Here is a 13519-nt window from a genome sequence, read left to right as displayed (position 1 = left end):
TGAAATACCCTCTATATGCACCACTATTCCGCGCATTATTTTGACAAAATTATCATTAAACTTTGCGCGCAGATTGCCGATAACCCGCTTAACAATTGTTTGCAATCACAAGGAATCGGGCATGGCTTCATTTACATCACTGGGCGTGGGCTCAGGCTTACCACTGGACACGTTGCTAAACAACCTGACTATTGCAGAAAAAAAACGTCTAAATCCAATTACTCAGCAGCAAAGCGATAACACCGCCCGGCTGACGGCTTACGGTACTCTGAAGAGTGCGCTGGAAAAATTCCAGACGGCCAATACCGCGTTAAATAAACCGGAACTGTTCAGAAGCAGTAATGTGACCAGCAGTACTGAAGACCTGAAAGTTACCACCGAAGCCGGCGCAGCACCGGGTATTTATACCATCAGCGTCACGCAGCTGGCCCAGGCACAGTCTCTGAGCACCTCATCGGTTGCTTCCAGCAAAGACGCGCTGGGTGATGGTTCCACCACCCGTACAATTAAGATTGATCAACCGGGTCGTAAAGAGCCGCTGGAGATTAAACTGTCGCAAGATAAGACCACGCTGGACGATATCAGTAAGGCGATTAACGATACCGATAGCGGAATCTCCGCCAGTATCGTGAAGGTGAAAGATGGCGAATTCAAACTGGTGCTGACCGCAGCAGAAGGTCTGGACAGCAAAATGACCATCTCTGTTGACGGCGACAGCAAGCTTAACGATCTGCTGGCATACGATAGTAAGACCGGTACTGGAAAAATGACTGAGTTGGTTAAAGCGCAAAACGCACAGCTCACTATGAACGGTATCGATATTGAACGTCAGAGTAACAAAATCACCGATGCCCCGCAGGGGGTGACGCTGGAACTGACCAAAAAGGTCACCGACGCGCGTGTCACCGTCACGAAAAGCAATGAGAAAGCTACGGAAGCAATTAAAGGCTGGGTGGATGCCTATAACTCACTGATCGATACATTTAATACGTTGACCAAATATAAAGCCGTTGATCAAGGTGCTGAAGGACAGGACAAAGACAACGGTGCCCTGGTGGGTGATAGCGTAGTACGTATGATCCAGACTGGTATCCGTGCGCAGTTTGCTAACTCCGGCAGCGAAGGCGCCTTTAAGACGCTGAATGAAATTGGCATCAAGCAAGATGGCAAAACCGGCAAGATGACCATCGATGATACCAAACTGAAAAAAGCACTGGACGAAAATACCGCTTCGGTACGTGAACTGCTGGCCGGCGATGGTAAAGAAACTGGGATCACCACTAAAATTGCTGCTGAAGTAAAAAGTTATTTGGCTGATGACGGCATTATCGACAGTGCACAAGACAGCATTAATGCCACGCTGAAAAAACTGACCAAACAGTATCTGTCAGTCAGCGCCAGCATAGACGACATGGTTGCGCGATATACGGCGCAGTTTACCCAGCTCGATAGCATGATGAGCAAGCTGAATAACACCAGTACCTATCTGGGCCAACAATTTACAGCGATGAATAAATCCTGATAACACGAGGTAAACATGTATACCGCGAGCGGTACCAAAGCCTATGCACAGGTCAGCATAGAGAGTGGCGTGATGAGCGCCAGTCCACACCAGCTGATCGAAATGTTGTTTGATGGCGCAAATAGCGCCCTCGTGCGCGCTCGCCTGTTCATGCAGCAAGGTGATATCGTCGCCAAAGGCGAGGCCATCAGTAAAGCCATTAACATTATTGACAATGGTCTGAAGGCTGGGCTGGATCAAGAGAATGGCGGCGAAATCGCCGCTAACCTGTCTTCGCTGTATGACTATATGATTCGCCGTTTACTGCAAGCTAACTTGCGTAATGATTGTCAGGCTATTGAAGAAGTCGAAGGGTTGCTCGGCAACATTGCAGAAGCCTGGAAACAGATCTCACCGAAAGCGACGTCCCAGGAGTCTCGTTAATGACCTCAGCCGTGGAGTTTATCAACCGTTGGCAGCGCATCGCGCTGCTCAGTCACTCACTGCTGGAACTGGCGCAGCGCGGTGAATGGGACCTTTTACTGGAACAGGAAGTTACCTATCTGCAAAGTATTGAAGTGGTCATGGAAGAGCAAACTCCACCGGGCATTACGCGAAGTATTCAGGACTTGGTGGCCGGGTATATTAAACAGACGCTGGATAATGAACAATTACTCAAAACGTTGTTGCAGCAGCGCCTGGATGAACTCAGCAACCTCATCGGCCAGTCGACACGCCAAAAGACGCTGAATAACGCCTATGGTCGTCTTTCCGGTATGCTGCTGGTACCCGACGCCCCCACTACGCCACAATAATTTCCCGTCTCGTCTGAATTATCTTCCATACTCCAGAGGTCGGCCAAACGACTTCTGGAGCACGGAAGATGAAAAATCCCACGTTATTGCAGTACTTCCACTGGTATTACCCTGATGGTGGTCAACTCTGGCCCGAGCTTGCCGAACGCGCAGGCGGACTCAATGATATCGGCATCAATATGGTATGGCTGCCCCCCGCTTATAAAGGCGCGTCCGGCGGTTATTCCGTTGGCTATGATTCCTACGATCTGTTTGATTTGGGCGAATTCGACCAAAAGGGAACCGTCGCCACCAAATACGGCGATAAAAACCAGCTGCTGGCGGCGATTGACGCGCTGAAACACAATGATATTGCTGTACTGCTGGACGTAGTGGTTAACCACAAAATGGGCGCAGATGAGAAAGAAAAGATCCGCGTCCAGAGGGTTAACGCCGAGGATCGCACGCAAATAGACGATGAGATTATCGAATGCGAAGGCTGGACGCGCTACACCTTCCCTGCCCGCGCAGGCCAGTATTCACAATTCATTTGGGATTTTAAATGCTTCAGTGGCATTGACCATATCGAGAATCCCACCGAAGACGGGATTTTTAAAATCGTTAACGATTACACCGGCGAAGGCTGGAACGACCAGGTTGATGATGAATTGGGTAATTTTGATTACCTGATGGGCGAGAACATCGACTTTCGTAATCACGCCGTCACCGAGGAGCTCAAATACTGGGCGCGCTGGGTGATGGATCAAACCCATTGCGACGGCTTTCGCCTGGATGCCGTCAAGCACATTCCGGCCTGGTTTTATAAAGAGTGGATTGAACACGTGCAGGAAGTGGCGCCAAAACCGCTGTTTATCGTCGCGGAATACTGGTCCCACGAAGTCGATAAGCTACAAACCTACATCAACCAGGTAGAGGGGAAAACCATGCTGTTCGACGCCCCCCTACAGATGAAGTTTCACGAAGCGTCCCGTCAGGGCCGCGATTATGACATGAGCCAGATTTTCGCCGATACCCTGGTAGAAGCCGATCCGTTTCATGCCGTCACGCTGGTGGCCAATCACGACACCCAACCTTTACAGGCACTCGAAGCCCCCGTCGAGCCGTGGTTTAAGCCGCTGGCCTATGCGCTGATCTTGCTGCGTGAAAATGGCGTACCGTCGGTGTTTTACCCTGACCTCTACGGAGCGCATTACGAAGACACCGGCGGCGATGGCGAAACCTATCCTATCGACATGCCGATCATTGAACAGCTTGATGAACTGATCCTCGCGCGCCAGCGCTTCGCACACGGGGTACAGACACTCTTTTTCGATCATCCTAACTGTATCGCTTTTAGCCGCAGCGGAACGGACGACGATCCCGGCTGTGTGGTGGTACTGTCAAACGGCGATGACGGGGAAAAGACCATCAATCTCGGCGCCAATTACGGCAATAAAACCTGGCGTGACTATCTGGGAAATCGCGAGGAAAGCGTGGTCACCGATGAAAACGGTGAAGCAACGTTTTACTGTAACGGCGGAAGCGTCAGCGTGTGGGTGATTGAGGACGTGTTGTAAAGTTCAACCCCGGTGGCCAGAGGCTACCGGGGCGTACGGTTTATGGCAGCGGTGTGGCCAGCGGCGTTTTCTTTAACGCGTCAGCACATTCCTGCGTCGGGCGATCCACCCGCTGCAGCGTCATACCGTCATATTCCAGCGTATTGCCTTCGCGCTCGATCTCATACAGCTCGCGTTTCACCGTCACGTTGGTGAGATCGCCAGAGAGCATCGTCAGTTTCCCCGGCAGCGCGATCACCCGCTGCCACTGGCGACAATCCAGCGTATCGCCCTCTTTCGTTATCACCAGGCTGGCAATCGCTTCCGGACTTACCAGACTACGTTGCGGACCTTTTGACTGCCAGTATCCTTCCAGACCGGCTGGCGCTGGCGTTTTCACCACGTCGTTATAATTTTCTACTTCGGCGCATCCGGTAAGCGCCAGAAATACACCAACGATTGCTAATTTTTTCATCATTCATCCTGCATGCGAAGAAAATGGGATTGTGGCATTAAAGGCCTGATGTCGCCAGCCTTTCGGCAGCGTTGAGAAAGATTGATCCAGACGGTATTACCTCTTATTACTCATAGTCAAAAATTATGAACGGTGTAGTATCCACACTTCTTGTTACATACCTTCTGAGTTCAGAGGCGCAACGCATGTCATGGCAACACTTCAAACAGGCCTGGTTAATTAAATTTTGGGCCCCCGCCCCTGCGGTCATCGCAGCGGGTATTCTCTCCACTTATTATTTCGGCATTACGGGAACCTTCTGGGCCGTTACCGGTGAATTCACCCGTTGGGGTGGGCAAATCCTGCAATTATTTGGCGTTCACGCCGAAGAGTGGGGTTACTACAAGCTGATCCAGCTCGAAGGCTCGCCCCTGACCCGCATTGACGGCATGATGATCCTCGGTATGTTCGGCGGCTGTTTTGCTGCCGCACTGTGGGCTAACAACGTCAAGTTACGCATGCCGCGCAGTCGGGTGCGCATTATGCAGGCGATAGTCGGCGGGATGATCGCCGGATTCGGCGCCCGGCTCGCGATGGGCTGCAACCTGGCCGCATTCTTCACCGGCATTCCACAGTTCTCGCTACATGCCTGGTTTTTCGCGCTGGCAACAGCAATCGGCTCATGGTTTGGCGCACGCTTTACCCTGCTACCGATGTTTCGTATTCCGGTCAAAATGCAGAAAGTCTCCGCCGCTTCGCCGTTGACGCAAAAGCCGGATCAGGCCCGTCGCCGTTTCCGCCTTGGCATGCTGGTGTTTATCGGCATGATCGGCTGGGCGCTGCTCACCGCGATGGATAAACCCAAGCTCGGTCTGGCGATGCTGTTTGGCGTTGGGTTCGGTCTGCTGATTGAACGGGCGCAAATCTGCTTCACCTCCGCCTTCCGCGACCTGTGGATTTCCGGTCGCACCCATATGGCAAAAGCGATCATCTTCGGGATGGCGGTCAGCGCCATCGGTATCTTTAGCTACGTGCAACTGGGCGTCGAGCCTAAAATCATGTGGGCGGGTCCAAATGCGGTGATCGGCGGCTTGCTGTTCGGCTTTGGCATCGTTTTAGCGGGCGGATGTGAAACCGGCTGGATGTACCGCGCCGTTGAAGGCCAGGTGCATTACTGGTGGGTTGGTCTGGGCAACGTTATTGGCTCGACCATTCTGGCCTACTACTGGGATGATTTTGCTCCCGCGCTTGCCACCAACTGGGACAAAGTGAATTTGCTCAACACCTTCGGTCCGCTCGGTGGTCTGCTGGTAACCTATCTGCTGTTGTTTGCCGCGCTGATGCTGATTATTGGCTGGGAAAAACGCTTCTTCCGTCGCGCAGGACTGACGCCTGCCAAGGAGTCTGTATGAAAAATATCGTGCCTGATTATCGCCTCGATATGGTCGGCGAACCGTGTCCATACCCGGCTGTCGCCACGCTGGAAGCGATGCCGCAATTGAAGAAAGGTGAAATTCTGGAAGTGGTGAGCGATTGCCCGCAGTCAATCAACAATATTCCACTGGATGCGCGTAATCACGGCTATACGGTGCTGGATATTCAGCAGGATGGCCCAACGATCCGCTATTTGATTCAGAAGTAACTGGTTGCCGGATGGTCGCTGCGCTTATCCGGCAAACAATCTCTGCACGTTAAACCTATACCTGCATCGACATCACTTCCTGGTAGGCCGACACCAGTTTGTTACGTACCTGAATACCCATCTGCATCGAGACCGACGCTTTTTGCATATCGGTCATCACATCATTTAACGCAATACCCGGCTCACCGAGGGTAAATTTCTCAGCCTGCGTACGGGACGCGGTTTGCACATCGCTGATTCGGTCTAACGCCGCATGCAGCTGACCGGCAAAACTCACGGTCGGTTGTGGCTGCATATCCTGCATTTTTGCTGACATCGCCGTGGCTTGTAACTGGCTGATGACCCCTTCAATCCCCTGTATTGCCGACATTCTGATCCCCTGGATGATTTTTTACTTAGCTGAGATTACCAGTTAGTCAATAAGATAAAGGCGTTAAATAACGATAAAAAACCACGGTTTTTAACGCATAGAAAAATTCGAAACCGCAAATAATGAGACCGTCAATTTTTCGAGTTTGCTGACCCGGGAGTGAGTCTTGTTCCACTTTGCAAAAAACGCCGTCCACGATAAGCCACGAGGTGCGAGATGAGTGCGACAGCATCGACTGCAACCCAGCTTAAACCTCTCGAGTGGTTAAACCGCCTGCGCGCGAATCCCAGAATTCCTCTGATTGTGGCGGGAGCAGCTGCCGTCGCTATCATCGTGGCGATGGTCCTGTGGGCCAAAACACCTGACTACCGCACACTGTTCAGCAACCTATCCGATCAGGATGGTGGCGCGATTGTCACCCAACTGACGCAGATGAACGTTCCCTATCGTTTTACTGAGGGAAGCGGTGCTATAGAAGTTCCTGCCGATAAAGTTCACGAATTGCGGTTACGTCTGGCACAACAAGGTCTGCCGAAGGGCGGCGCCGTTGGCTTTGAGCTGCTGGATCAGGAAAAGTTTGGTATTAGCCAGTTTAGCGAGCAGGTCAACTACCAGCGGGCGCTGGAAGGTGAATTAGCCCGTACCATTGAAACGCTGGGACCGGTAAAACGTGCCCGCGTGCATCTGGCAATGCCAAAACCGTCGCTGTTTGTGCGTGAGCAAAAAGCACCTTCAGCCTCCGTGACCGTTAACCTTGAACCTGGCCGCGCACTGGATGAAGGTCAAATCAGTGCGGTCACGCATCTGGTTTCCAGCGCTGTTGCAGGCTTGCCGCCGGGCAACGTTACGCTGGTCGACCAGGCGGGTCATCTGTTAACTCAGTCGAACACCAGCAGCCGCGATCTTAACGATGCGCAGTTGAAATACGCGAGCGATGTCGAAGGGCGCGTTCAACGTCGTATCGAATCGATCCTGTCGCCGATTGTCGGCAACGGTAACGTACATGCGCAGGTCACCGCGCAACTGGATTTTGCTAATAAAGAGCAAACCGAAGAACAGTACCGTCCAAACGGTGATGATTCCCAGGCCGTGCTGCGTTCACGCCAGTTAAACGTCAGCGAGCAGATCGGGAGCGGAGCGCCAGGCGGCGTACCGGGCGCATTGTCTAATCAACCAGCACCGGCTAATACCGCGCCAATCGCCACCCCTCCGGCTAATCAGCAAAATGCGCAAACCGCGCAAACGGCAAATAACAACAATAATGCTGGTCCACGCAGTACGCAGCGTAATGAAACCAGCAACTATGAAGTCGACCGTACCATTCGCCACACCAAAATGAACGTCGGCGATGTGCAGCGTCTCTCGGTTGCAGTGGTGGTCAACTATAAAACGTTGCCGGACGGTAAACCGCTGCCGTTAACCGCCGATCAGATGAAACAGATTGAGGACCTGACCCGCGAAGCGATGGGCTTCTCCGACAAGCGTGGCGATACCCTGAACGTGGTGAATTCACCCTTCACGGCGACCGACGATTCCATTGGCGAACTGCCGTTCTGGAAACAGCAGGTCTTTATTGAACAGTTGATGACCGCAGGCCGTTGGTTGCTGGTGCTGCTTGTTGCCTGGATCCTGTGGCGTAAGGCTGTTCGCCCGCAGTTGGTTCGCCGCAGCGAAGAAGCAAAAGCGGTACAAGAACAAACGCGTATCCGTCAGGAAACCGAAGAAGCGGTAGAAGTTCGCCTCAGCAAAGACGAACAAACCCAGCAGCGTCGTACGAATCAACGTCTGGGTGCAGAAGTGATGAGCCAGCGTATTCGTGAAATGTCAGATAACGATCCGCGCGTCGTGGCGCTGGTCATTCGCCAGTGGATGAGTAACGATCATGAGTAATGCCCTTACCGGTACCGATAAAAGCGTCATCCTGCTGATGACCATTGGCGAAGATCGCGCGGCTGAGGTATTTAAACACCTTTCCACGCGCGAAGTTCAGGCGCTCAGTACAGCGATGGCGAACGTACGCCAGATCTCCAACAAACAGTTGACGGAAGTGCTGGCCGAGTTTGAGCAAGAAGCAGAACAATTTGCCGCGCTGAATATCAACGCCAACGAATATCTGCGCTCCGTGCTGGTGAAAGCGCTGGGCGAGGAACGCGCCTCCAGCCTGCTGGAAGATATTCTGGAAACCCGCGATACCACCAGCGGCATTGAAACGCTCAACTTTATGGAACCGCAAAGCGCCGCCGACCTTATCCGCGACGAGCATCCGCAGATTATCGCCACCATTCTGGTACACCTCAAACGGGGCCAGGCCGCCGATATTCTGGCGCTGTTCGACGAGCGTTTACGTCACGACGTGATGCTGCGTATCGCCACCTTCGGCGGCGTGCAGCCTGCCGCGCTGGCAGAACTGACCGAGGTACTGAACGGTCTGCTCGATGGTCAGAACCTCAAGCGCAGCAAAATGGGCGGCGTGAGAACGGCAGCAGAAATTATCAACCTGATGAAAACCCAGCAGGAAGAAGCGGTTATTACCGCCGTACGCGAATTCGACGGCGAGCTGGCACAGAAAATTATCGACGAGATGTTCCTGTTCGAAAACCTGGTGGACGTCGACGATCGCAGTATCCAGCGCCTGTTGCAGGAAGTGGATTCCGAATCTCTGCTGATTGCCCTGAAAGGTGCCGAACAGCCGCTACGCGAGAAGTTCCTGCGCAACATGTCGCAACGTGCTGCCGATATTCTGCGCGACGACCTTGCCAACCGCGGCCCGGTGCGTTTGTCGCAAGTGGAAAACGAACAGAAAGCGATTCTGCTTATTGTGCGTCGTCTGGCGGAAACCGGCGAGATGGTGATCGGCAGCGGCGAGGATACCTATGTCTAACGAACTGCCGTGGAAAGTCTGGACTCCGGACGACCTCGCCCCACCGATGGCGGAGTTCGTACTGGCCGACCACAGCGAAACGCCGCTGTCAGAAGAAGCTGAAGAGCCACAGCTTTCCGCAGAGCAACAGCTTGAACAGCAGCTCGCACAGCTGCAAATGCAGGCCCATGAGCAAGGGTATAACGCGGGGCTGGCGGAAGGTCGACAAAAAGGTCACGAACAAGGCTATCAGGAAGGTCTGAGCCAGGGGCTGGAGCAAGGCCAGAACCAGGCGCGAGCACAGCATGCGCCGATCCATGCCCGCATGCAGCAGCTGGTGAGTGAGTTTCAGAATACGCTGGACGCGCTGGATAGCGTCATTGCCTCGCGACTGATGCAAATGGCGCTGGAAGCTGCGCGTCAGGTGATTGGTCAGACGCCAATCGTGGATAACGCGGCGCTGATTAAGCAAATCCAACAGTTATTGCAACAGGAACCGCTGTTTAGCGGTAAACCGCAGCTGCGCGTACATCCGGACGATCTCCAGCGTGTGGAGGAGATGCTCGGTGCCACTCTCAGCCTGCACGGCTGGCGGCTACGCGGCGATCCCACGCTGCATCACGGCGGTTGTAAAGTCTCAGCTGATGAAGGCGATCTGGATGCCAGCGTCGCCACGCGCTGGCAAGAACTCTGCCGTCTGGCAGCGCCGGGAGTCGTGTAATGACCACTCGCCTGACTCGCTGGCTCAATACGCTGGACAACTTCGAAGAGAAAATGTCACTGCTGCCTGCGGTGCGTCGTTATGGTCGCCTGACCCGCGCAACCGGGCTGGTGCTGGAAGCCACGGGGTTACAGCTGCCGCTCGGTGCCACCTGCGTCATTGAACGTCAGGACGGCAACGAAACCCAGGAGGTCGAAAGCGAAGTCGTGGGCTTTAACGGTCAACGTCTGTTTCTGATGCCGCTCGAAGAGGTCGAAGGCGTTCTGCCCGGCGCACGCGTATACGCGAAGAACATTGCCGGAGAAGGTCTGCAAAGCGGGAAGCAATTACCGCTTGGCCCTGCTCTGCTGGGTCGTGTGCTGGACGGTAGCGGCAAACCGCTCGACGGACTGCCCGCCCCGGATACCACCGAAACCGGCGCGCTAATTACACCGCCGTTTAACCCGCTGCAACGGACCGCAATTGAACACGTCCTGGATACCGGCGTACGCCCCATCAACGCGTTGTTAACCGTTGGCCGCGGCCAGCGTATGGGGCTTTTCGCCGGTTCCGGCGTCGGTAAAAGCGTCCTGCTCGGCATGATGGCGCGCTATACCCAGGCCGATGTTATCGTCGTGGGTCTGATTGGCGAGCGTGGTCGCGAAGTTAAAGATTTTATTGAAAATATTCTCGGCGCTGACGGTCGCGCACGCTCGGTAGTGATTGCCGCTCCGGCGGACGTCTCGCCGCTGTTACGTATGCAAGGCGCGGCCTACGCCACGCGCATCGCCGAAGATTTTCGCGATCGCGGACAGCATGTATTGCTGATTATGGACTCCCTCACCCGCTACGCGATGGCGCAACGTGAGATAGCCCTGGCGATCGGCGAGCCACCGGCAACCAAAGGTTATCCACCCTCAGTATTCGCTAAGTTACCGGCGCTGGTCGAACGGGCCGGAAACGGTATCCACGGAGGCGGTTCAGTCACCGCGTTTTATACGGTACTGACCGAGGGTGACGACCAACAGGACCCGATTGCCGATTCCGCGCGCGCGATTCTGGATGGTCACATTGTGCTGTCTCGTCATCTGGCCGAGGCGGGTCACTATCCGGCCATCGATATTGAAGCCTCGATCAGTCGCGCCATGACCGCGCTCATTAGTGAAAAACACTATGCGCGGGTGCGTAACTTTAAACAGTTGCTGTCCAGCTTCCAGCGTAACCGTGATCTGGTCAGCGTGGGGGCGTATGCCAAAGGCAGCGATCCGATGCTGGATAAAGCCATCGCCTTATGGCCGCAGCTGGAAGCATTCTTACAGCAAGGTATTTTTGAACGGGCTGACTGGGAAGATTCTCTACAAGCTTTGGAACTGATTTTCCCTGGTGTGTGATTAAGCAGGAGAGCATAGGTCATGGCACAACATGGTGCATTAGCAACATTGAAAGACCTGGCTGAAAAAGAGGTAGATGACGCTGCTGTCTTATTGGGAGAGATGCGTCGTGGCTGTCAGCAGGCGGAAGAACAGTTAAAAATGCTGATCGATTATCAGCATGAGTATCGCAACAATCTGAATACCGATATGGGCCAGGGTATTACCAGCAATCGCTGGATCAATTACCAACAATTTATTCAGACGCTGGAAAAAGCGATTGAGCAACATCGCCAACAGCTCAATCAATGGACACAGAAAGTAGACCAGGCATTGAACAGTTGGCGCGACAAAAAACAACGATTACAGGCGTGGCAGACGTTGCAGGACAGACAAACGTCGGCGGCGTTACTGGCCGAAAACCGTCTGGATCAGAAAAAAATGGATGAATTTGCTCAGCGCGCAGCTATGAGGAAACCCGAATGATTACTTTACCCCAACTGATTACCACCGACACCGATGTAGCCGCAGGTCTTCAGTCAGGCAAAGCGGTAGATTCACCCGAGGATTTTTTAGCGCTACTGGCTGGCGCATTAGGTGCGGGCGACGCACAAGGTAAAGACGCCCCGCTGTCGCTTGCCGACTTACAGGCGGCCAGCAGTAAGCTGCAAAAAGGGTTGCTGCAAAAAAATGGCGATGCCACACCGTCGGTCAAATTAACCGATCTGCTGGCGCAACAGGAGCTGCAAACCGAGACTTCTCTTGCCGACATGACTGACGCTCAGCAACTGTTGTCCGCTCTCACGCCTTCACTGAAAGCGAATGCCCTGACGACACTGGGCAAAGTCGCTCAGCAGGACGAAAAAAACACTACGCTGAGTGATGACGATCTCGCCAACCTGAGCGCGTTGTTCGCCATGCTGCCAGGACAACCACTGGCTACGCCTGCCGTCGACAGCGCACCAGCCCCTGTTGATGCGGCGCTTTCCGCATTGTCACGAGGCGCGGTACACGGCGCGGCGACTGATAATGCAGACGAATTACTGCCGGGCGATGCCAAAAAAGGCAAAGCGGATGTCACGATTGCTGGCGGTGGTGCTAATCAGGCAAACAATCCAACATTAACCCCGCTGACGGCAGCAGTGAACGCCAGAGCTGAAATCGACAGCACCCCGTCACCGACCAGCATTGGCATGACTGCGGCCCCGCTAAGTGGTCCACAAACACATGCACAACCGTTACCGACGGCCGCGCCGGTGTTAAGCGCTCCGTTAGGTAGCCATGAATGGCAGCAATCGCTGAGCCAGCACGTCACCTTGTTCACGCGCCAGGGCCAGCAAAGCGCAGAGCTGCGTCTGCATCCGCAGGACCTGGGTCAGGTACATATTTCGCTCAAGCTGGACGATAACCTCGCGCAGTTACAAATGGTTTCACCGCACAGTCACGTGCGCGCTGCACTGGAAGCCGCATTACCGATGCTGCGTACACAGTTGGCTGAAAGCGGGATCCAACTGGGGCAAAGTAACATCAGCAGTGAAAGCTTCGCTGGCCATCAGCAGTCTTCCGGACAGCAACAGCAGTCTGGTCGCGCTCAAGGACAAGACATTTTTGCCGCTGAAGATGACGCAATACTGGCAACCCCAGCCTCGCTGCAAGCCGCTGCCCGCGGCGATGGCGCAGTAGACATCTTCGCCTAACGCCAGAGGTAGCATGATTATCCGCGTCTTTTCCACGCTTTGTCGTGGACAGGACACGGGATAATCAGCCCATAAGCTGTACCGAAACAGGAAGCCCGTATCTGATGACTGACTCCGCGATTAACAAAAAAAGTAAACGCGCTATTTGGATCCCTCTGCTGGTATTAATTACCCTCGCCGCCTGCGCAACTGCAGGTTATAGCTACTGGCGCATGCAGCAGCAGCCTTCCGCCAGCGTCAAAGCGGAACCGGCTCCACCGCCAGCCCCGGTGTTCTTTGCGCTGGATACCTTTACCGTCAATCTGGGTGATGCAGACCGTGTGCTGTATATCGGTATCACACTGCGCATGAAAGATGAGGCGACACGTTCACGTCTTAACGAATATCTGCCGGAAGTGCGCAGCCGCTTGCTGCTGCTATTTTCTCGTCAGAATGCGGCCACACTCGCCACCGAGGAAGGTAAGCAACAGCTGATTACCGCCATCAAAGAGACGCTGGCGACTCCGCTTGTTGTTGGGCAACCGAAACAGGTTGTCACCGACGTTCTTTATACAGCTTTTATTCTGCGGTAAAGA

At 54.0% G+C, this 13519-nt stretch carries 15 protein-coding genes; 13 read left to right on the top strand and 2 right to left on the bottom strand.

Going from position 1 to position 13519, the window contains the following annotated elements:
• Positions 1-121 precede the first annotated feature (121 nt).
• The 4 genes from fliD (at position 122) to amyA (ending at position 3872) form a co-directional block, all read left to right on the top strand.
• Positions 122-1522 (top strand): flagellar filament capping protein FliD, encoded by a 1401-nt coding sequence (gene fliD, locus OGV98_RS06840; RefSeq protein WP_171862521.1) that lies wholly within the window; start codon positions 122-124, stop codon positions 1520-1522.
• 15 nt (positions 1523-1537) lie between these two features.
• Complete coding sequence (gene fliS / locus OGV98_RS06835) at positions 1538-1945, top strand: flagellar export chaperone FliS (RefSeq protein WP_171862522.1); 408 nt, start codon at positions 1538-1540, stop codon at positions 1943-1945.
• Complete coding sequence (fliT, locus tag OGV98_RS06830) at positions 1945-2316, top strand: flagella biosynthesis regulatory protein FliT (RefSeq protein ID WP_016150551.1); 372 nt, start codon at positions 1945-1947, stop codon at positions 2314-2316. The genes fliS and fliT overlap by 1 nt, the downstream gene beginning before the upstream one ends.
• Before the next feature lie 68 nt (positions 2317-2384).
• Positions 2385-3872 (top strand): alpha-amylase, encoded by a 1488-nt coding sequence (gene amyA / locus OGV98_RS06825; protein ID WP_210943414.1) that lies wholly within the window; start codon positions 2385-2387, stop codon positions 3870-3872.
• A 40-nt stretch (positions 3873-3912) separates the two neighbouring features.
• Here the strand turns inward: amyA and yedD are convergent, their stop codons facing one another.
• Positions 3913-4326 (bottom strand): lipoprotein YedD, encoded by a 414-nt coding sequence (gene yedD, locus OGV98_RS06820; RefSeq protein WP_003030454.1) that lies wholly within the window; start codon positions 4324-4326, stop codon positions 3913-3915.
• A 185-nt stretch (positions 4327-4511) separates the two neighbouring features.
• Here yedD and yedE point away from each other — a divergent pair, with 185 nt between their 5' ends.
• Positions 4512-5717, top strand: a complete 1206-nt coding sequence (gene yedE / locus OGV98_RS06815; protein WP_130714545.1) for a selenium metabolism membrane protein YedE/FdhT — start codon at positions 4512-4514, stop codon at positions 5715-5717.
• Positions 5714-5947 carry a sulfurtransferase-like selenium metabolism protein YedF gene (gene yedF / locus OGV98_RS06810; protein WP_000790504.1) on the top strand — a complete coding sequence of 78 codons (234 nt, stop codon included), beginning with the start codon at positions 5714-5716 and terminating at the stop codon, positions 5945-5947. The genes yedE and yedF overlap by 4 nt, the downstream gene beginning before the upstream one ends.
• A gap of 55 nt (positions 5948-6002) precedes the next feature.
• On the opposite strand, the gene fliE is transcribed toward yedF, so the two are convergent.
• Positions 6003-6317, bottom strand: a complete 315-nt coding sequence (gene fliE, locus OGV98_RS06805; protein ID WP_003030448.1) for a flagellar hook-basal body complex protein FliE — start codon at positions 6315-6317, stop codon at positions 6003-6005.
• A gap of 216 nt (positions 6318-6533) precedes the next feature.
• Here fliE and fliF point away from each other — a divergent pair, with 216 nt between their 5' ends.
• The 7 genes from fliF to fliL all read left to right on the top strand — a co-directional run bounded on the left by fliF (position 6534) and on the right by fliL (position 13516).
• Positions 6534-8207 (top strand): flagellar basal-body MS-ring/collar protein FliF, encoded by a 1674-nt coding sequence (gene fliF / locus OGV98_RS06800; RefSeq protein WP_058842348.1) that lies wholly within the window; start codon positions 6534-6536, stop codon positions 8205-8207.
• A complete protein-coding gene (gene fliG / locus OGV98_RS06795; protein ID WP_003030443.1) occupies positions 8200-9198 on the top strand; it encodes a flagellar motor switch protein FliG in 999 nt (332 codons plus the stop codon). The genes fliF and fliG overlap by 8 nt, the downstream gene beginning before the upstream one ends.
• Positions 9191-9898, top strand: coding sequence for a flagellar assembly protein FliH (fliH, locus tag OGV98_RS06790; RefSeq protein WP_003030441.1), 708 nt, complete (start codon positions 9191-9193; stop codon positions 9896-9898). The genes fliG and fliH overlap by 8 nt, the downstream gene beginning before the upstream one ends.
• Positions 9898-11268 carry a flagellar protein export ATPase FliI gene (gene fliI / locus OGV98_RS06785; RefSeq protein WP_003030440.1) on the top strand — a complete coding sequence of 457 codons (1371 nt, stop codon included), beginning with the start codon at positions 9898-9900 and terminating at the stop codon, positions 11266-11268. Before fliH ends, fliI begins: the two co-directional genes overlap by 1 nt.
• 21 nt (positions 11269-11289) lie before the next feature.
• Positions 11290-11733 carry a flagellar export protein FliJ gene (gene fliJ / locus OGV98_RS06780; RefSeq protein WP_003839084.1) on the top strand — a complete coding sequence of 148 codons (444 nt, stop codon included), beginning with the start codon at positions 11290-11292 and terminating at the stop codon, positions 11731-11733.
• Complete coding sequence (gene fliK / locus OGV98_RS06775; protein WP_202581180.1) at positions 11730-12944, top strand: flagellar hook length control protein FliK; 1215 nt, start codon at positions 11730-11732, stop codon at positions 12942-12944. Before fliJ ends, fliK begins: the two co-directional genes overlap by 4 nt.
• 104 nt (positions 12945-13048) lie before the next feature.
• Positions 13049-13516, top strand: a complete 468-nt coding sequence (fliL, locus tag OGV98_RS06770) for a flagellar basal body-associated protein FliL (protein WP_003030435.1) — start codon at positions 13049-13051, stop codon at positions 13514-13516.
• The last annotated feature ends 3 nt before the right edge of the window (positions 13517-13519 follow it).

This window comes from Citrobacter sp. Cf136 (genome assembly GCF_030333815.1).
In the GTDB taxonomy this organism is placed as follows: Bacteria; Pseudomonadota; Gammaproteobacteria; order Enterobacterales; family Enterobacteriaceae; genus Citrobacter; species Citrobacter freundii.
This window is presented reverse-complemented; position numbering and strand designations above follow the sequence as displayed.